This window comes from Microbacterium meiriae (assembly GCF_040685015.1).
In the GTDB taxonomy this organism is placed as follows: domain Bacteria; phylum Actinomycetota; class Actinomycetes; order Actinomycetales; family Microbacteriaceae; genus Microbacterium; species Microbacterium meiriae.
This window is the reverse complement of the sequence record NZ_JBFBHD010000001.1, coordinates 308,470-327,594: the sequence shown is the minus strand read 5'-3', so window position 1 is coordinate 327,594 and position 19,125 is coordinate 308,470. Positions and strand designations below refer to the sequence as shown.

Genomic DNA, 19,125 nt, shown 5'->3' with positions numbered 1-19,125 from the left:
TGGGGTGCGGTGTCGGGGCGCCCGCCTAAGCTGGAGCCGTGTCGCGGAGCATCTACATCACCTCGGCCGAAGGCCACACCGGGAAGTCGACGATCGCCCTGGGGGCGCTCGACGCGCTGATGCGCGTGTCACCGCGCGTCGGGGTCTTCCGCCCGATCGCCCGGGCGGTCGCGGAGCGCGACGAGATCCTCGAGCTGCTGCTCGCCCATGACGGCGTCCAGCTCGACTACGAGGACTGCATCGGCGTCACCTACGACGATGTGCGCGCCGATCCGGAGGGCGCGCTGTCGACCATCGTCGCCCGCTTCAAGGCCGTCGAGGCGCAGTGCGACGCGGTGGTGATCGTCGGCAGCGACTACACCGACGTCGCGAGCCCCGCGGAGCTCGGCTTCAACGCCCGGATCGCGGCGAACCTCGGCGCCCCCGTCCTGCTCGTGCTGAGCGGGCGCGACCAGCAGCGACAGGCCGAGCAGCTCGGCACCACGACCGCGCGGGTGCCCGCCGCCGTGGGCCAGATCGCCGCCCTCGCGCTGCCGGAACTCGCCGAGGAGCGCGCGGAGCTGTTCGCGGTGGCCGTGAACAGGGCCGACCCGGACGGGCTCGATGCCATCGTCGACGCGGTGCGCGCCGTCCTCCCCGCCGGCACCCCGGTCTGGGCGCTGCCCGAGGACCGCGCGCTCGTCGCACCGTCCATCCGCGGCATCGTCTCCGCCGTCGACGGGACGCTGCTCAAGGGCGACGAGGATCGCCTGACCGCGGTCGCGCTGTCCATCGTCGTGGCCGGGATGTCGATGGTGAACGTCCTGCCGCGTCTCACCGACGAGGCCGTCGTCGTGATCCCCGCCGACCGCACCGAGGTGCTGCTCGCCGCCCTCCTCGCCGACTCCTCCGGCACGTTCCCGCGGATCGCCGGGATCATCCTCAACGGTCCCTTCCCCCTGCCCGGACCGATCCTCCAGCTGCTCGACGGCTTCGCCTCCTCGGTGCCGATCATCACGACCGACCTCGGCACCTACGACACGGCGGTACGGGTGATGGGCGCCCGCGGTCGCATCTCCGCCGACTCGCGCGGTCGCTACGACCGGGCACTCGGACTCTTCCAGGCGCATGTCGACGTGGCCGAGCTCACCGAGCAGCTCGGGCTCGCCGAGTCGCACGTCGTCACGCCGCTCATGTTCCAGTACGGACTGATGGAACGCGCGCGGTCCGACCGCCGCCACATCGTCCTCCCCGAGGGCGACGACGACCGCATCCTCCGCGCGGCGGCGGCGCTGCTGTCCCGGGAGGTGGCGGAGCTCACCATCCTCGGCGACGACGGCGCGATCCGTGCGCGGGCGGCGGAGCTCGGCCTCGACATCGCCGGTGCGCACGTGGTGAGCCCCACCGACCCGGCCCTCGTGGAGCGCTTCGCCGCCGAGTACGCCCGGTTGCGCGCCCACAAGGGGACCACGCTCGCGCAGGCCGCCGACACCGTCACGGACGTCTCCTACTTCGGGACGATGATGGTGCACCTCGGACTCGCCGACGGCATGGTCTCCGGTGCCGCGCACACCACGGCGCACACGATCCGTCCGTCCTTCGAGATCATCAAGACGAAGCCGGGTGTGAACGTCGTCTCCAGCGTGTTCCTCATGGCCCTCGCCGACCGCGTGCTCGTGTACGGCGACTGCGCGGTCATCCCCGATCCCACGGCCGAGCAGCTCGCCGACATCGCGATCTCGTCCGCCACCACCGCCCGGCAGTTCGGCATCGACCCCCGCGTGGCGATGCTGTCGTACTCCACCGGTGAGTCCGGGTCGGGAGCCGACGTCGACAAGGTCAGGGCGGCGACGGCACTCGTGCGCGAGCGCGCTCCCGAACTCCTGGTGGAGGGCCCCATCCAGTACGACGCCGCCGCCGACGCGGCGGTCGCCAAGGCCAAGCTGCCGGATTCGGCTGTGGCGGGGCGGGCGACCGTGTTCGTCTTCCCCGACCTCAACACCGGCAACAACACCTACAAGGCGGTGCAGCGCTCCGCCGGCGCCGTGGCCATCGGTCCGGTGCTGCAGGGGCTCAACAAGCCCATCAACGACCTGTCCCGCGGTGCGCTCGTCGACGACATCGTGAACACGGTGGCCATCACGGCGATCCAGGCCCAGGGCGACGAGCGATCGGGGGAGGGGGCGTGAGCGCGATCCTCGTCATCAACAGCGGGTCGTCCTCGCTGAAGTACAGCCTCATCGACACCGCGCACGAGGACGAACTCGCCAGCGGGCTCATCGAGCGCATCGGACAGGAGTCCAGCCCTGTCGCCCACACCGTGCGCCCGGAGCCGGGTGACGGACCGTCGGCCACGATGCTCGACGCCACCTACCGCGACGAGCAGCCCATCCCCGACCACGCTGCGGCCTTCGAGGTCATGCGCGCGCAGTTCGCCGCGCACGGTCCTTCGCTCGATGCCCATCCGCCGGTCGCGGTGGGGCATCGGGTCGTGCACGGTGGGGCGCGCTTCTACGCGCCGACCCTGATCGATGCCGACGTCGAGCGGCAGATCGACGAGCTCGCCGTGCTGGCGCCGCTGCACAACCCCGCGAACCTCGCCGGCATCCGGGCGGCCCGCGCCGTGTTCGCCGACGTCCCGCACGTCGCGGTGTTCGACACGGCGTTCCATCAGACGCTCCCGCCGGCGGCCTACACCTACGCGATCGACGCGCAGCTCGCCGCCGCGCACCGGGTCCGTCGATACGGCTTCCACGGCACGAGCCACCAGTACGTCAGCGAGGCCGCCGCGCGTTTTCTCGGGCGCGATCTCGGCTCCCTGCGGCAGCTCGTGTTCCACCTCGGCAACGGCGCCTCGGTCACCGCGATCGACGGCGGCCGCTCGGTGGAGACGTCGATGGGCCTCACCCCGCTCGAGGGGCTCGTCATGGGGACGCGCTCGGGCGACCTCGATCCGGCCGCCCTCGTGCACCTGTCGCGCCGCGCCGGCTACACGATCGACGACCTCGACGCGCTCCTGAACACCCGCAGCGGGCTGGCCGGCCTCGCCGGTCGCAGCGACATGCGCGACATCCTCGCCGGGGTCGCTGCGGGCGAAGAGGCCGCGACACTCGCTTTCGACGTGTACGTCCACCGTCTCCGGGCCTACGCCGGCGCCTACATCGCCCAGCTCGGCGGGGTCGACGTCGTGTCCTTCACCGCCGGCGTGGGCGAGAACGCGGCCCCTGTGCGGGCAGCGGCGATGGCGACGCTCGGCTTCGCGGGGATCGAGATCGATGCCGCCCGCAACGAGGCGAACGAGCGCGGCATCCGTGTCATCTCCACGGATGCGTCCGCCGTGACGGTCCTCGTCGTCCCCACCGACGAGGAGCTGCAGATCGCCAGGCAGACCGCCGAGCTGCTCTGATCCCGGTCCGGGGTTACCCCGCGCGCGCCACCGCCATTACGCTTGCACAGTGGCACGGAGAGGTGCCGACCCGACCCTCGTCCTTCTCCTGGAGGCTCTGTGCCACACGCGCTGCCCGACCTGTTCCACGCCGACGGTGTGCTGTTCGACCTCGACGGCGTCCTCACGCCGACCGCCGAGGTGCACATGCGCGCCTGGAAGGCGGTCTTCGACGACGTCTTCGCCCGCTGGGACATCACTCCGCCGTACACCGACGAAGACTACTTCGCCTACGTCGACGGCAAGAAGCGCTACGACGGCGTCGCGAGTCTGCTGCGCAGCCGCAACGTCGAGGTGCCGTGGGGCTCGGTGGACGACGACCCGTCGGCCGAGACCATCTGCGGGATCGGCAACCGCAAGAACGCCGCGTTCGCGACGTCCCTCCGCAGCCAGGGCATCGCTCCGTTCCCCGGCTCCCTCGCCGTGGTCGAGGCGCTGCACGCCGCCGGGATCCCGCTCGGCGTCGTCTCCAGCTCGAAGAACGCCGAGGAGGTGCTGGCGGCCGCCGGCATCCGCTCCTTCTTCCGCGTCGTGATCGACGGCGTCGTCGCCGAGCGCGAGCACCTCGCCTCCAAGCCCGCTGCCGACATGTTCGCCGCCGGCGCCACGGCCCTCGGCGTCGACCCGGCCCGCAGCATCGCCGTCGAGGACGCCACATCCGGTGCCGCCTCCGCCGCCGCGGCGGGGTATGCCGTGGTCATCGGCGTCGACCGCGGAGCGGGCGCCGACGCCCTCCGGGCCGCCGGAGCCACCCACGTCGTCGACGACCTCGGCGTCCTGCTTCCCGCCACCCGCACCGACACCCCGGAGAACGCATGATCGACCGCGACCGCTTCCCCGTCGACCCGTGGCGTCTCATCGAGACGCGCTACTCGGAGGAGGGCGTCGGCGAGACGCTGTTCTCGGTCGGCAACGGCTACCTCGGGCTCCGGGGCAACCACATCGAGGGGCGTGGCGCGCAGGAGCACGGCACCTTCATCAACGGTCTGCACGAGACCTGGCCCATCCGGCACGCCGAGCAGGCCTACGGCTTCGCCGAGGTCGGCCAGACCATCGTCAACGCCCCCGACGCCAAGGTGATGCGGCTCTACGTCGACGACGAGCCGATCTCCCTCGACGACGCGGACGTGCGCGAGTACGCCCGCACGCTCGACATGCGCACGGGGGTGCTCGAACGGCGCGTGGTCTGGGAGACCCCCTCCGGCAAGCGGGTGCGCATGCGGGATCAGCGTCTCGTGAGCTTCGAGGAGCGCCACCTCGCGGTGCTGCGGCTCGAGGTCGTCGTCGAGAACGCCAACGCCCCGGTCACGATCAGCTGCCAGCTCCTCAACCGTCAGGACGGGGCGGGCGTGTATGCCGGCTCTCCGATGACGACCAAGGGCGCCGCCTTCGACCCGCGCAAGGCCGAGCGCATCGCGGACCGTGTGCTGCAGCCGGCCGAGCACTGGCAGGACGGCCTGCGCTCCGCCCTGTCGTATCGGGTCGCCGCGTCCGGGATGACCGTCGCCGTCGTCGCCGATCACATCATCGAGACGGAGAACGACTACAACGTCCGGACGCTCATCGAGCCGGACATCGCCAAGAACGTCTTCCGTGTGCAGGCGAAGGCCGGCGTGCCCATCACGATCACCAAGCTCGTCAGCTATCACTCCTCCCGCGGGGTGCCCCCGCGGGAGCTCGTCGACCGCTGCCGTCGCTCGCTCGACCGGGCCGCGGACGAGGGCGTGGAGACGGTGTTCCGGCGTCAGCGCGAGTGGCTCGACGCGTTCTGGGAGCGCAGCGACGTGCAGATCGGCGGGCGCGACGACCTGCAGCAGGCCACCCGCTGGTGCCTGTTCCAGCTCGCCCAGGCCTCGGCAAGGGCCGACGGCGCCGGCGTCCCCGCCAAGGGGCTGACCGGCTCCGGCTACAGCGGCCACTACTTCTGGGACACCGAGATCTACGTGCTCCCCTTCCTCACCTACACGACGCCGCGGTGGGCCTACAACGCTCTCCGGGCCCGGGTGAAGATGCTCCCCGCCGCGCGTCGCCGGGCCGCCCAGCTCAACGAGGCCGGCGCACTGTTCCCGTGGCGCACGATCAACGGCGAGGAGGCCTCGGCGTACTACGCCGCCGGCACGGCGCAGTACCACATCAACGCCGACATCAGCTTCGCGCTGGGCAAGTACGTGCGGGCGACCGGGGACGAGGCGTTCTTGCGTCGCGAGGGTGCCGACGTCGCGATCGAGACCGCGCGGCTCTGGGCCACCCTCGGCTTCTGGCGGGGGTCGCGGCTCGTGGAGCAGTCCGGTGCCGGCGATGGCCTCCAGACGTTCCACATCCACGGCGTCACCGGCCCGGACGAGTACACGACCGTCGTGAACGACAACCTGTACACGAACGTCATGGCGCGGTACAACCTCCGTTACGCGGCCAAGGTCGTCCGGGAGATCCGCGACAGCTACCCGGAGGACTACGCGGCCCTCGTCGAGCGGACGGGTCTCGGCTCCGGTGAGGCGGAGTCCTGGGAGCGGGCGGCGGAGGCGATGTACATCCCGTACAGCGAGAGCCTCGGCATCCACCCGCAGGACTCGCTGTTCCTGGAGCGGGAGGTCTGGGACCTCGCGAACACCCCGGCCGACCAGCGTCCGCTGCTGTTGCACTTCCACCCTCTCGTGATCTACCGCTTCCAGGTGCTCAAGCAGGCCGACGTGGTGCTGGCGCTGTTCCTGCAGGGCAACCACTTCTCGCCCGAGGAGAAGAAGGCCGACTTCGACTACTACGACCCGCTGACGACGGGCGATTCGACCCTGTCGGCGGTCGTGCAGTCGATCCTCGCGGCGGAGGTGGGCTACCAGGACCTCGCGCAGAAGTACTTCGAGCAGTCGCTGTTCGTCGATCTGCACGACCTGCACCACAACGCGGCCGACGGCGTGCACGTCGCCTCGGCGGGTGGGGTGTGGACGGCCCTCGTGTGCGGTTTCGGTGGGATGCGCGACTACGGCGGCGACCTCAGCTTCGACCCGCGGCTCCCGGAGTCCTGGCCCTCGCTGTCGTTCCCGCTGCAGTGGCAGGGCACGGCGATGCAGGTGACCGTCACGCGGCACGAGCTGCGGGTGCAGGTGCGCAGCGGTCCTCCGGTGCCGTTCAGCGTGCGCGACAACGCCTACATCGCGACCCTGGAGGACGACGTCATCGTCCCCCTCGCGAACCAGGGGCCCGTGATCCCCGGTCGCCCGACGCTGCAGGAGTTCGCCGACGCCCGCCGCGACGACGGCACCCGGCTCTCCGCCTCGGTCCCGGTGATCACGAGCGCCATCCCCGTCATCGAGCCGATCGACTGACCGCCGACCCACCCCGTTGCGTGCGTCCCACCCCGTTGCGGACGTCCGCAACGGGGTGGTTCGCGTTAAAGAGGCCGGGTCGAGCGTGAGGGGAGCAACGTCGGTGGCACGCCGTAGGCTGGAGGGGTGACCACAGCCCTCTACCGCCGCTACCGACCCGAGACGTTCGGCGAGATGATCGGGCAGTCGCAGGTGACCGATCCGCTCATGACCGCGCTGCGCGGCGACCGTGTGGGTCACGCCTATCTGTTCTCCGGTCCGCGGGGCTGCGGCAAGACCACCTCGGCGCGCATCCTCGCCCGTTGCCTGAACTGCGCGGAAGGGCCGACCGACACCCCCTGCGGGACGTGCCCGAGCTGCGTCGAGCTGTCCAGGGCGGGCGGGGGATCGCTCGACGTCGTCGAGATCGACGCGGCGAGCCACAACGGCGTCGATGACGCCCGCGACCTGCGGGAACGGGCCACCTTCGCTCCGAGCCGCGACCGCTTCAAGATCTTCATCCTCGACGAGGCGCACATGGTCACCCCGCAGGGCTTCAACGCGCTGCTGAAGCTGGTGGAGGAGCCCCCGCCGCACGTCAAGTTCATCTTCGCCACGACGGAGCCCGAGAAGGTGCTGGGCACGATCCGCTCGCGCACCCACCATTATCCGTTCCGACTGGTCCCGCCCGCTGCGATGCTCGAGTACGTCGAGAAGCTGTGTGCGGAAGAGGGCGTGATCGTCGAGCAGGGTGTGCTGCCGCTCGTCGTCCGCGCCGGAGGAGGCTCGCCCCGCGACACGCTGTCGCTGCTGGACCAGCTCATCGCGGGCTCGGACGCCCCGGCCGGCTCGGAGACCGTCACCGTCGGCTACGCGCGCGCGGTGGCGCTGCTCGGGTACACCCACGGGGCCCTCCTCGACGAGATCGTCGATGCGCTGGCGGCGGGCGACGCCGCGACCGCCTTCCCCGCCATCGACCGCGTCGTGCAGACCGGCCAGGACCCGCGGCGCTTCGTCGACGACCTGCTGGAGCGCCTGCGCGATCTCGTCGTGATCGCCGCCGTCGGCTCCGGTGCCTCCGCCGTCCTCCGCGGCATCGCGGAGGACGAGCTCGACCGGATGCGCCGGCAGGCCGAGTCGTTCGGCGCCGCGCGCCTCTCGCGTACCGCCGACGTGGTCAGCGCGGCACTGGACGACATGTCCGGAGCCACATCGCCGCGGCTCCACCTCGAACTCATGGTCGCTCGTGTCCTCGCCGCCGCACCCGGAGGCTCGGCGGCGTCCGGCACCGCCGCGTCGGGCGCGCTGCACCCGCCGGCCACCACGCACCCGCCGGTGGTCCCGCCGGCGACCGCGACGCCGTCTCCGACCGTCGCATCCGACACGGGGAGGACGCCCGCTCCGGCGGCGCCCTCGGCGCCCGCGGCGTCGGCTCCGTCTGCTCCGACCGCCCCTGCAGACGCGCCCGAGCCTGCGCCCGCTCCGGAGCCTGAGCGCACCCCGGAGCCCGAGAGCACTCCCGAGCCCGGCCACGCTCCGGAGCCCCAGCCCGCTCCGACCCCGCAGTCGTCCTCCGCGCCGTCCGCTCCCGTCACGTTCGAGCGCATCCGCGACGCCTGGCCGGCCGTGCTGAAGCGTCTGGAAGGCATCAGCCGCACGTCCTGGCTGCTCGCGACCGCCGTGCAGCCCCTCGCCTACGACGGTGATTCCGAGGTGCTGACCCTCGGGTTCACGAGCCAGCATGACGTCGCGAAGTTCAAGGGGACCACGCCGGGATCCGGCCCCTCCGACCACCTCCGCACAGCCATCGAGCAGGAGGTCGGGGTACGTGTCAAGTACCTCCCGGCACCGATGCCACCCGGCGGTGCGCCGCGGCAGCCGGCCTCGTCCGGATCCACCGCGCCGGCCGACGCCGCTCCCGCATCGGAGCCTGCGTCAGCACGGCCCTCCCGCCCGCAGACGCGCGCCGCCACCGCTCCCGTGACGGAGTGGGCGGTCGCCTCCATCCCGACCGCTGACGCCGCGACACCGGCCGCCGCCCCCGCGGCGCCCCTCGCCGTCGACGACGAGCCGGAGGAGGTCGAGGCCGCCTCCGCCGCCCCGACCCCGCCGGCCGACGGCAGGGTCGACCGCGACGAGCCGCCGCTGCCGGGCGATGACGACGCTCCCGCGTTCGACGAGGAGCCGCCGTACGATCCGGCCTACGAGCCCCCGGCTCCGTACGACCGCCCTCCCTCCCCGCGGACGACACCGACGGCGGCCCCGCAGGCTGCCGCGCGCACGGCCCCCGCGGCTGCTCCGCCGGTCGTCATCGAGCGCACCCCCGCCGCGGGCGGCGTGCAGCGCTACGGTGAGGCCGTGATCCGCCAGGTGCTCGGTGCGACGTTCCTTCGCGAAGAGCCCTACGAGCCCCCCACGAGGTTCTCCTGATGTACGACGGCATCGTCCAAGAGCTGATCGACGAGTTCGGCCGCCTTCCCGGTATCGGCCCGAAGTCGGCGCAGCGCATCGCGTTCCATATCCTGCAGACGCCGACGTTCGACGTCGCCCGTCTCGCGGAGCTGCTGACCGAGATCCGCATCCGCGTCCGGTTCTGCGAGATCTGCGGCAACGTCGCGGAGCAGGAGCGGTGCGCGATCTGCCGCGACCCCCGCCGCAACCAGGCGCTGATCTGCGTGGTCGAGGACGCGAAGGACGTCGCGGCGATCGAGCGCACACGGGAGTTCCGCGGCCTGTACCACGTGCTCGGCGGCGCGATCAGCCCCATCGCGGGCATCGGGCCGGACGACCTCCGGATCGCCCAGCTCATGACGCGACTCGCCGACGGCACCGTGCAGGAGGTCATCATCGCCACGAACCCCAACCTGGAGGGGGAGGCGACGGCGAGCTATCTGAGCCGGCTCCTCACGACGATGCAGATCACGGTCTCACGGCTCGCCTCGGGCCTCCCGGTCGGCGGCGACCTCGAGTACGCGGACGAGGTGACGCTGGGCCGGGCCTTCGAGGGCCGGCGCGTGCTGTGACCCCGCAGTCCGGCTTCTCCCGCCGGGGCTGGCTGCTCTTCGGGGCCATGGCCCTGCTGTGGGGCGTGCCCTACCTCTTCATCAGCGTGGCGGTGGACTCGATCTCCCCGCCGGCGATCGTCGCCGGACGGACGCTGATCGCCGCGCTCCTCCTGCTGCCGTTCGCCCTGCGCAGCGGCGCCCTCCGTGCGGCGCTCCGGCACTGGCCGTGGGTGCTGGCGTTCGGGGCCGTGGAGATGGCCGGACCGTTCCTCCTCCTCGGACACGCCGAGATGACACTGCCCTCCGGCATGACCGGACTCCTCGTGGCCACGGTGCCGCTGTTCGCCGCCCTCATCGCGCTGGGCGGCGGCGACCGCGGCGTGCTGCGTCCCGCCCGCGGCATCGGTCTTCTGGTCGGCTTCATCGGTGTGGCCATCGTCGTGGCGGGTCCCGGGCTCTTCGGGGGAGAGGTGAGCCTGCTCGCGGCCGGGGAGGTGCTGCTCGTCGCGATGCTCTACGCGATCGCGCCGTTCATCGTGGCGCGCAAGCTGAACGACGTCCCCTCACTCGGCACGATCACGCTGTCGCTGCTCATGATCGGCCTCTTCTACCTCCCGATCGGGCTGCTCACTCAGCATGAGGTGCCGACGCTCCCGTCGATCGGCGCCCTGCTCGCCCTCGCCGTGATCTGCACGGCGCTGGCCTTCCTGGCCTTCTTCGCGCTGATCCGCGAGGTCGGACCGGTCAGGGCGCCGCTGTTCACCTACGTGAACCCGGTCGTGGCGATCGTGCTCGGGGCGATCGTGCTCGCCGAGCCCCTCACCCCTGGTCTCCTCCTCGGATTCCCGCTGATCATCATCGGCTGCTGGTTCGCCGCCACCGGAGGCCGCCTGCGTCCGGTGACGCCCGTTCCGCCCGCGCCGGCCTGAGCCGTCACATGCGCGGGGCGGCATGCGCGCCGATCGTAGAATGACCGTGGGCGGATCCGCCCGACATCCCAGGGAGTGAACGTGGCCCTCATCGTGCAGAAGTACGGCGGCTCGTCCGTCGCCGACGCAGAGAGCATCAAGCGCGTCGCCAAGCGCATCGTCGACACCCGTCGCGCCGGTCACGACGTCGTCGTCGCCGTGAGCGCGATGGGCGACACGACCGATGAGCTGCTGGACCTCGCGAACGAGGTCGCGCCGATCCCGGCTCCGCGCGAGCTCGACATGCTCCTGTCCAGCGGCGAGCGGATCTCGATGGCGCTGCTGGCGATGGCGATCCACTCCATGGGCTTCGAGGCGCGGTCGTTCACCGGCAGCCAGGCCGGCATGATCACCGACTCGCAGCACGGCGCGGCGCGCATCGTCGACGTCACGCCCGTCCGGCTCCGCGAGGCGCTCGACGAGGGCGCGATCGTCATCGTCGCGGGCTTCCAGGGCTTCAACCGCGATACCCGCGACATCACCACGCTCGGCCGCGGCGGGTCGGACACGACGGCGGTCGCGCTGGCGGCCGCGCTGTCCGCCGATGTCTGCGAGATCTACAGCGACGTCGACGGCATCTTCACGGCCGACCCGCGGGTGATCCCGAAGGCGCAGAAGCTCGACCACGTCTCCAGCGAGGAGATGCTGGAGCTCGCCGCCAACGGTGCCAAGGTCCTCTACATCCGTGCCGTGGAGTACGCCCGCCGGCACGGTGTCCTCATCCACGCCCGGTCGACGTTCTCGTCGGCCGAGGGCACATACGTTCTGGGCGAGGGAATGAAGAACCCTCGCGAAGCCGAGGGAGCAGTCATGGAAGAACCGATCGTCGCCGGCGTCGCCACCGACTTCAGCCAGGCCAAGATCACCGTCGCCGGGGTGCCGGACGTCCCTGGCAAGGCCGCCGAGATCTTCAAGATCGTCGCGAAGTCCGGCGCCAACGTCGACATGATCGTCCAGAACGTGTCGGCGACGGGACGCACCGACATCTCCTTCACGGTTCCCAAGGCCGACGCCGCTGCGGCGCTCAAGGCCCTCGCCGGCGAGCAGACCGAGGTCGGCTTCCAGAACCTCATCCACGACGACCAGATCGGCAAGCTGTCCGTGGTCGGCGCGGGCATGCGCACGCACTCCGGCGTCTCGGCGACCCTGTTCGAGGCCCTGTCCGCCGGTGGCATCAACATCGAGATGATCTCCACCTCGGAGATCCGCATCTCGGTCGTGCTCCGCGACACCGATCTCACGGAGGCCGCCCGCACGGTGCACACCGCTTACGGCCTCGACGGCGACGCGGAGGCCACGGTCCACGCCGGCACCGGTCGCTGACCCCCTCACGAGCTCCCTCTTCTCCCGCCAGCGCAGGCTTTCGCGCCTGTTCAGGCCGTGCTGCCCACGCTCGCCTGCTGTCGCGCGCTCGCCTGTTTCCGCGGGTCTGCCTGGTCTCGCGCGCTCGCGCCACCGCAGGCTTTCGCGCCGACGCAGGCTCTGTCGACCACGCTCGCCTGCGCCCGCGTGTCAGCGTGCTCTCGCGAGCGGCGTACGGAGGAGAGCCGAGGGGAGCGTGGCGCGATAGACTCGCGGAAACCCTGACACCGGCGCCAGGCGCAGCCTCAGCATCCCGACGCCGCGCCCGAAGCCTCGTACGCCGTACCGCACGAAGCCAAGGAACATCATGACCCGCATCTCCGAATCAGGACTCTCCGTCGCCATCGTCGGCGCCACCGGCCAGGTGGGCACCGTGATGCGCGAGATTCTCGCGGAGCGTTCGTTCCCGATCCGCGAGCTGCGGCTGTTCTCGTCGGCGCGTTCCGCCGGCACGGCGATCGAGTTCGGCGGGCAGACGGTGATCGTGGAAGACGTCGAGGCGGCCGACCCGTCGGGCATCGACATCGCCCTGTTCTCCGCCGGTGCCACCGCCAGCCGGGCATACGCGCCGCGCTTCGCCGAGGCCGGCGCCGTGGTCGTCGACAACTCCAGCGCCTGGCGCATGGACCCCGAGGTCCCGCTCGTCGTCAGCGAGGTCAACCCGCACGCGATCGACGACCGCCCCAAGGGCATCATCGCCAACCCGAACTGCACCACGATGGCCGCGATGCCGGTGCTGAAGGTCCTCGACGCCGCGGCTGGCCTCGAGCGCCTGATCGTGTCGACCTACCAGGCGGTGTCCGGCTCCGGACTCGCCGGCGCGCAGGAGCTGCTCGGTCAGGTCGAGGGCGTGCTCGCGCAGGGCGACACCCTCCGCCTGGTCCACGACGGCTCCGCGGTCGACTTCCCCGAGCCCGAGAAGTACGTCGCCCCGATCGCCTTCGACGTGATCCCGCTCGCCGGCAACCTCGTGGACGACGGGGACAACGAGACCGACGAGGAGAAGAAGCTCCGCAACGAGAGCCGGAAGATCCTCGAGCTGCCCGACCTCCGCGTCGCCGGCACGTGCGTCCGGGTGCCGGTGTTCACGGGCCACTCGCTGTCGATCCATGCCGAGTTCTCCCGCGATCTGACGCCCGACCGCGCCAGGGAAGTGCTGAGCGCGGCGCCCGGTGTCGTGCTCGACGAGGTGCCGACCCCGCTGCAGGCCGCGGGCAAGGACCCGAGCTTCGTGGGCCGCATCCGCGCCGACCAGTCGGCTCCGGAGGGCAAGGGCCTCGTGCTCTTCATCAGCAACGACAACCTCCGCAAGGGGGCGGCGCTGAACGCGGTGCAGATCGCCGAGGTGCTCGCGGAGCGTCTCGCCCCGGTCTCCTGACGGCCGCATGGTCTGCGGTGTCCTGCCCGCGAACTAGACTGTTCGAGTGACTGAAAACGTCGATGTCGTCCTGATCGGCGGTGGCATCATGAGCGCCACCCTGGGTACCCTGCTGCACGAGCTGCAGCCGGACTGGAAGATCGTCGCCTTCGAGCGGCTGTCGGACGTGGCGCAGGAGAGCTCGAACCCCTGGAACAACGCCGGGACCGGGCACGCCGCGCTGTGCGAGCTGAACTACATGCCGCAGCAGGGTGACGCGCCGCTCGACCCCGCCAAGGCGATCTCGATCAACGAGCAGTTCCAACAGAGCCGCCAGTTCTGGTCCTCCCTCGTCGAGAAGGGCGTGCTGGACGAGCCGTCGACCTTCATCAACGCGACGCCGCACATGACGTTCGTGCGCGGCGAGAAGGACGTGGCGTACCTCAAGAAGCGTTACGAGGTGCTCAAGGAGCAGCCGCTGTTCGCGGGCATCGAGTACAGCGAGGACTCCCGCGTCATCAACCAGTGGGCGCCGCTGCTCATGCAGAAGCGCCGCAAGGGTGAGCCGTTCGCGGCCACCCGGGTGCCCGCCGGCACGGACGTCGACTTCGGTGCGCTCACGCACCAGCTCTTCGGCCACCTCCGCGACTCGGGCGTCTCGGTCCGCACGAACCACGAGGTCAAGTCGCTCACGCGTCAGAAGGACGGCACCTGGCTCATCAAGTACCGCACGACGATCGGCCGCACTCCGAACGAGATCAAGGCGAAGTTCGTGTTCGTCGGCGCGGGCGGGTGGGCGCTCAAGCTCCTGCAGAATTCCGGCATCCCCGAGATCAAGGGCTACGGCGTCTTCCCGATCGGTGGACAGTTCCTCAAGACGACCAACCCGAAGATCGTCGCGCAGCACAAGGCCAAGGTCTACTCGCAGGCCTCGGTCGGCGCCCCGCCGATGTCGGTCCCACACCTCGACACGCGTGTCGTCGACGGCGAGGCCTCGCTCATGTTCGGCCCGTTCGCGACGTTCAGCCCCAAGTTCCTCAAGAACGGGTCGATGCTCGACATCGTCACGCAGGTCCGTCCGCACAACCTCTGGCCGATGCTGCGGGTGGCTTTCGCGAACCCCGACCTCATCACGTACCTCATCAGCGAGCTGATGAAGAATCACCGCAAGAAGGTCGACAGCCTCCGCACCTTCATGCCCACCGCGAAGGACGAGGACTGGACGCTCATCGACGCCGGTCAGCGCGCCCAGGTCATGAAGAAGGACCCGAAGAAGGGCGGCGTGCTCCAGTTCGGAACCGAGGTCGTCGCGGCCGGTGACGGCTCGATCGCGGGCCTCCTCGGTGCGTCGCCCGGCGCCTCCACGGCCGTGCCGATCATGCTCGACCTGCTGAAGAAGTGCTTCCCCGGCGAGTACCCGGGCTGGGAGTCGCAGCTGCGCGAACTCATCCCCACCTTCGGCCGGAAGCTCAACGGTGACGCGGAGCTCGCGGAGGAGTCCACCACCGCCACTGCCGCCGTCCTCGGCATCAACGCCTGACCCGGGACCGTGGCGAAGCTCTACTTCCGCTACGGCGCGATGAACTCGGGCAAGTCGACCGCCCTCCTGCAGGCTGCCTACAACTATGAGGAGCGCGGCCAGCACGTGCTGCTCGCCAAGCCCGCGATCGACACCAAGGGTGCGGGGGAGATCGAGAGCCGCCTCGGGGTCACGCGTCCGGTCGACGTCCTCATCGGACCGGAAGACGACGCCCGCGCGCTCTTCGCGATCCATCGGGAGCGCATGCGTCGGTCGACGGAGGAGGAGCTCATCCCGACGGGGCCCGTCGACGTGGCCTGCCTGCTCGTCGACGAGGCGCAGTTCCTGACGCCGACCCAGATCGACGACCTCTTCCGGATCGCGGTGGAGGACGGCATCCCGGTGATGGCCTACGGGATCCGCAACGACTTCCGCACGCACGCCTTCCCCGGATCAGCCCGGCTCCTCGCCATCGCGCACTCGCTCGAGGAACTGAAGACGATCTGTCGCTGCGGGCGCAAGGCGGTGTTCAACGGCCGGGTGGTCGGCGGCCGATTCGTGTTCGACGGCGACCAGGTCGCGATCGACGAGGGCGCCGACGGTTCTTCCTCGCCCGAACTCACGACCTACGAGTCGCTGTGCGGCACCTGCTACCTGGAGGAGTCCGGCGGCCGTCTCGGCTGATCCCACCTCCGACCCACCCCCTTCCGGTCGACCCACCCCTCTGCGCGCGTACGCAAGCGGCCGGGGCGCACGAAAAGGGGTGGGTCGGCGGTGCAGCGGTCCCGCATTGCGTGGTCTGACCACACGCGCTAACCTGTGGTCTGACCACAGGAGGCGGGATGACGGAGCAGCCGGCGCGTGCATGGCGACTCGTGCTCGAGCACATCGAGCGTGATCTGCTCGACGGTCGCCTCGGCCCGGGCGACCGGCTGCCGTCGGAGCGCGACCTCGCCAGCGACCTCGGCGTCGGGCGATCGAGCGTGCGGGAGGCCTTCCGGGTGCTCGAGGTGCTCGGGCTCATCCGCACTGCGACCGGCTCCGGCCCCCAGTCGGGCGCCATCGTCATCGCCACCCCCACCGGCGGCATGTCCGCGCTCCTGCGCCTCCAGGTGGCCGCGCAGGGTTTCCCGCTCGACGACGTGGTCCGCACGCGTCTCGTGCTGGAGGACGCGGTCGTCGAGGCCATGGCCGCCGCCTCAAACCGCGACACCTCCCGGGCACACGAGCTGCTCACCGCGATGGATGACGGTGCCCTCACGCCGGCCGAGTTCCTGGCCCTCGATGCGCAGCTGCATCTCTCCCTCGCCGAGGGCAGCGGCAACACGGTCATCGCGGCGATGATGGCGGGGCTTCGTTCCTCCATCGAGTCCTACGTGCTCGCCGGGGCCGCGACCGTCGACGACTGGGATCGGATGGCCGCCCGCCTGCGCTCCGAGCACCGCGCTCTGGTCGCGGCGATCGACGACGGCGACGCCGACACCGCCCGCCGTCTCGTCCGCACCCATATCACCGGCTACTACACCGCCGCGGGTCTCACCCGTGCCATCACACCGCAGAACTGAGAGGCAGAACATGGTCCAGCGCCAGCTCCCCAACCCCGCCGAGCTGTTGGAGCTCATGAAGTTCAAGAAGCCGGAGCTCGACGGGCGCAAGCGGCGCCTCGACGCCGCGCTCACCATCGACGATCTGCGGAAGATCGCCAAGCGCCGCACGCCGAAGGCCGCCTTCGACTACACCGACGGTGCCGCCGAGGGCGAGCTGTCGCTGAGCAGAGCCCGCCAGGCGTTCCAGGACGTCGAGTTCCACCCCGGGATCCTCAAGCCGGCCCCGGACGTCGACACGGCCGTCGACATCCTCGGCGGTCCCTCCGCGCTCCCGTTCGGCATCGCACCGACCGGCTTCACCCGCCTCATGCAGACGGAGGGCGAGGTCGCGGGCGCCGGAGCCGCGGCCGCCGCGGGGATCCCGTTCACCCTGTCCACCCTCGGGACCACGTCGATCGAGGACGTCAAGGCAGCGACGATCCGGGAGCCGCAGGGGCCCGTGCCCGGTCGGAACTGGTTCCAGCTCTACGTGATGCGTGACCGCGAGATCTCCTACGAGCTCGCCCGTCGTGCCGCGGCCGCCGGCTTCGACACCCTGCAGTTCACCGTCGACACCCCGGTCGCCGGTGCCCGTCTCCGTGACAAGCGCAACGGCTTCAGCATCCCGCCGCAGCTCACGCTCGGCACGATCATCAACGCGATCCCGCGGCCGTGGTGGTGGTTCGACTTCCTGACCACCCCGAAGCTGGAGTTCGCGTCGCTGAGCACGACCGGCGGCACCGTGGGCGAGCTCCTCGACGCGGCGATGGACCCGACCATCAGCTACGACGACCTCGCCGTCATCCGCGACATCTGGCCCGGCAAGATCGTCATCAAGGGCGTGCAGAACGTCGAGGACTCCGTGCGCCTGCGGGATGCGGGGGTGGACGGCATCGTCCTGTCGAACCACGGCGGCCGTCAGCTCGACCGCGCGCCCATCCCGTTCCATCTCCTGCCCGAGGTCCGTCGTGCGGTCGGCGACGACTTCACGGTCATGATCGACACCGGGATCATGAACGGCGCCGACATCGTGGCGTCCGTCGCGCTGGGCGCCGACTTCACGCTGATCGGCCGCGCGTACCTCTACGGCCTGATGGCGGGCGGACGGCAGGGCGTCGACCGCACGATCGCCATCCTGCGCAGCGAGATCGAGCGCACGATGCGGCTGCTCGGCGTCGCGTCGCTCGCGGAGCTCGAGCCGGCCCACGTGACCCAGCTCACGCGCCTGGTGCCCGTCTCCCGCGCCGCCGGCGTCGAGGTGCACTGACACACCTGCACGGCCAGGTCGCGCCTGCACGACGGACTCCGCCCTCCCGTCGTGCAGGCGTGCCGAAGTCGTGCGGGCGAGCGTGTCAGACCCGGGTGGAGAGGGTCGGCAGCAGCTCCTGCAGGCGGGCGGCCGTGTCCTCCCAGCCCTCGACGGCCACCGACGGCACTCCGAGCGCGAGGACGGGGTAGTCGTTGCCGCCCTCGTCGAGGCGGTCGCCGTAGAAGAGCATCGCGGTCAGGTCGATGCCGGTGTGGGTGGCGAGCTGCCGCATGCCGAACGCCTTGTCGATCCCGGCGCGGGTGATGTCGATCGAGGTCGAGCCGCCCGAACGCACCTCGAGGCCCGGGAGCCGTGCGGCCACGGCATCGCGGAGGGCTCCGCGCTTCGAGCCCGTCGGATCCCACGCGTGCTTCGCGTCGCGCGGCGCCTGCTGACCGAGCGCGGAGAACGTGATCTGCGAGCCGCGGTCTTCCAGGATCTCCCCCCAGGGCTCCGCCTCCCACAGTCCGAGGCGCTCCGCCTCCTCGCGCAGGGCGGCGAGGGCGGCGGTCTTCTCGTCGTCGCTCAGGTCATGCGCGTACACCGCGACGAAGTCGGTGCCGTCATGCCGCAGGTAGCGCGTGCCGCACGTCGGCAGCAGGTGCAGGCGGGCGAGCGCCTCCGGATCGGCACCCGCGAGCTGAGCGACGACCTGCGAGCGGAACTGCGCCTCGTTGCCGCCGGAGATGATCGCGACCTCCACGGACCGCAGCAGCTCACCCAGAAGCGCGGCGATCTGCGGGTCGATCGTGCCCTTGGACGGCGCGAGCGTGTCATCGAGGTCGAAGGCGACGAGAGAGGGCGATGTCATGATGCCTCCACTGTAGGTGTTCGCGGCCGGGAGGACGGTGTGGCGGCGAGCAGCGTGCAGAATATCGCGAGGACGACGCCGATGGTCGCGCCGGTGGAGTTGGCCACCACGTCGCTCACGATCGCAGCGCGATGGGGGAGGGCGACATACTGCGCGGTCTCGATGGCGAGGGACAGCGCGGGGCCGACGAGCAGCGACAGCGGCCACGCACGACGGGGGACGAGCAGGAAGGCGAGGACGCCGACGGGGATGAAGACGGCGATGTTCGCCAGCACCTCGAGGCGCGTGAAGTCCAGGCTCGTCCAGCCGAGCCGCTGGACAGCGCGAAGCAGGAGATCGAGCAGATTGGGCATCGTCTGCTCCACGCGGGCAGGCGTGAGGGTGAGGAGGGCCACCCCGATGAGGAAGGGGAGTCCGAGGGCGACGGCCCACAGGCGCGTCGAACGTCGCGGCGGTGGCAGGAGCCTCCCCATGCGTTCCCC

General features: G+C 70.9%; 15 protein-coding genes. 13 read left to right on the top strand and 2 right to left on the bottom strand.

What is annotated here, in order from left to right; all coding sequences use genetic code 11:
• Positions 1 to 38: 38 nt before the first annotated feature.
• The 13 genes from pta (at position 39) to AB0N68_RS01580 (ending at position 17,790) form a co-directional block, all read left to right on the top strand.
• Positions 39 to 2,168 (top strand): phosphate acetyltransferase, encoded by a 2,130-nt coding sequence (gene pta, locus AB0N68_RS01640; RefSeq protein ID WP_280570021.1) that lies wholly within the window; start codon positions 39 to 41, stop codon positions 2,166 to 2,168.
• Positions 2,165 to 3,385 carry an acetate/propionate family kinase gene (locus tag AB0N68_RS01635; protein ID WP_292798074.1) on the top strand — a complete coding sequence of 407 codons (1,221 nt, stop codon included), beginning with the start codon at positions 2,165 to 2,167 and terminating at the stop codon, positions 3,383 to 3,385. Before pta ends, AB0N68_RS01635 begins: the two co-directional genes overlap by 4 nt.
• A 99-nt stretch (positions 3,386 to 3,484) precedes the next feature.
• Positions 3,485 to 4,243 (top strand): beta-phosphoglucomutase family hydrolase, encoded by a 759-nt coding sequence (locus AB0N68_RS01630; RefSeq protein ID WP_268776714.1) that lies wholly within the window; start codon positions 3,485 to 3,487, stop codon positions 4,241 to 4,243.
• Entirely contained in the window at positions 4,240 to 6,747 is a 2,508-nt protein-coding gene (locus tag AB0N68_RS01625; protein WP_187662164.1) for a glycoside hydrolase family 65 protein, read from the top strand. The genes AB0N68_RS01630 and AB0N68_RS01625 overlap by 4 nt, the downstream gene beginning before the upstream one ends.
• Before the next feature lie 126 nt (positions 6,748 to 6,873).
• The gene (locus AB0N68_RS01620; protein ID WP_313366740.1) at positions 6,874 to 9,156 is read left to right on the top strand and encodes a DNA polymerase III subunit gamma and tau; all 2,283 of its coding nucleotides are present in this window, start codon (positions 6,874 to 6,876) and stop codon (positions 9,154 to 9,156) included.
• Positions 9,156 to 9,749: a recombination mediator RecR gene (gene recR, locus AB0N68_RS01615; protein ID WP_025104255.1), complete on the top strand. Its 594-nt coding sequence runs from the start codon at positions 9,156 to 9,158 to the stop codon at positions 9,747 to 9,749. The genes AB0N68_RS01620 and recR overlap by 1 nt, the downstream gene beginning before the upstream one ends.
• Complete coding sequence (locus tag AB0N68_RS01610; RefSeq protein ID WP_280568386.1) at positions 9,746 to 10,660, top strand: DMT family transporter; 915 nt, start codon at positions 9,746 to 9,748, stop codon at positions 10,658 to 10,660. Before recR ends, AB0N68_RS01610 begins: the two co-directional genes overlap by 4 nt.
• Before the next feature lie 81 nt (positions 10,661 to 10,741).
• Positions 10,742 to 12,022 carry an aspartate kinase gene (locus AB0N68_RS01605; protein ID WP_025104257.1) on the top strand — a complete coding sequence of 427 codons (1,281 nt, stop codon included), beginning with the start codon at positions 10,742 to 10,744 and terminating at the stop codon, positions 12,020 to 12,022.
• Positions 12,023 to 12,368: 346 nt separating this feature from the next.
• A complete protein-coding gene (locus tag AB0N68_RS01600) occupies positions 12,369 to 13,439 on the top strand; it encodes an aspartate-semialdehyde dehydrogenase (protein WP_280568381.1) in 1,071 nt (356 codons plus the stop codon).
• A gap of 46 nt (positions 13,440 to 13,485) precedes the next feature.
• Complete coding sequence (locus AB0N68_RS01595) at positions 13,486 to 14,958, top strand: malate:quinone oxidoreductase (RefSeq protein WP_187662160.1); 1,473 nt, start codon at positions 13,486 to 13,488, stop codon at positions 14,956 to 14,958.
• Positions 14,959 to 14,967: 9 nt separating this feature from the next.
• Positions 14,968 to 15,621, top strand: a complete 654-nt coding sequence (locus AB0N68_RS01590) for a thymidine kinase (protein ID WP_187662159.1) — start codon at positions 14,968 to 14,970, stop codon at positions 15,619 to 15,621.
• A gap of 158 nt (positions 15,622 to 15,779) precedes the next feature.
• Positions 15,780 to 16,502 carry a FadR/GntR family transcriptional regulator gene (locus tag AB0N68_RS01585; protein ID WP_280568370.1) on the top strand — a complete coding sequence of 241 codons (723 nt, stop codon included), beginning with the start codon at positions 15,780 to 15,782 and terminating at the stop codon, positions 16,500 to 16,502.
• Between the two features lie 10 nt (positions 16,503 to 16,512).
• Entirely contained in the window at positions 16,513 to 17,790 is a 1,278-nt protein-coding gene (locus AB0N68_RS01580; protein WP_268776719.1) for an alpha-hydroxy acid oxidase, read from the top strand.
• An 85-nt stretch (positions 17,791 to 17,875) separates the two neighbouring features.
• Here AB0N68_RS01580 and AB0N68_RS01575 read toward each other — a convergent pair whose 3' ends face one another.
• A complete protein-coding gene (locus AB0N68_RS01575) occupies positions 17,876 to 18,643 on the bottom strand; it encodes an HAD-IIB family hydrolase (RefSeq protein ID WP_280568366.1) in 768 nt (255 codons plus the stop codon).
• On the bottom strand, positions 18,640 to 19,116 hold the full coding sequence (locus tag AB0N68_RS01570) for a VanZ family protein (protein ID WP_363331994.1): 477 nt from the start codon (positions 19,114 to 19,116) through the stop codon (positions 18,640 to 18,642). The genes AB0N68_RS01575 and AB0N68_RS01570 overlap by 4 nt, the downstream gene beginning before the upstream one ends.
• Positions 19,117 to 19,125 lie beyond the last annotated feature (9 nt).

Coding starts and splice junctions, on each gene's coding strand:
- AB0N68_RS01625 (WP_187662164.1), top strand. CDS start 4,240: ATGATCGACCGCGACCGCTTCCCCGTCGACCCGTGGCGTCTCATCGAG.
- recR (WP_025104255.1), top strand. CDS start 9,156: ATGTACGACGGCATCGTCCAAGAGCTGATCGACGAGTTCGGCCGCCTT.
- AB0N68_RS01600 (WP_280568381.1), top strand. CDS start 12,369: ATGACCCGCATCTCCGAATCAGGACTCTCCGTCGCCATCGTCGGCGCC.
- AB0N68_RS01585 (WP_280568370.1), top strand. CDS start 15,780: ATGACGGAGCAGCCGGCGCGTGCATGGCGACTCGTGCTCGAGCACATC.
- AB0N68_RS01580 (WP_268776719.1), top strand. CDS start 16,513: ATGGTCCAGCGCCAGCTCCCCAACCCCGCCGAGCTGTTGGAGCTCATG.
- AB0N68_RS01575 (WP_280568366.1), bottom strand. CDS start 18,643: ATGACATCGCCCTCTCTCGTCGCCTTCGACCTCGATGACACGCTCGCG.
- AB0N68_RS01570 (WP_363331994.1), bottom strand. CDS start 19,116: ATGGGGAGGCTCCTGCCACCGCCGCGACGTTCGACGCGCCTGTGGGCC.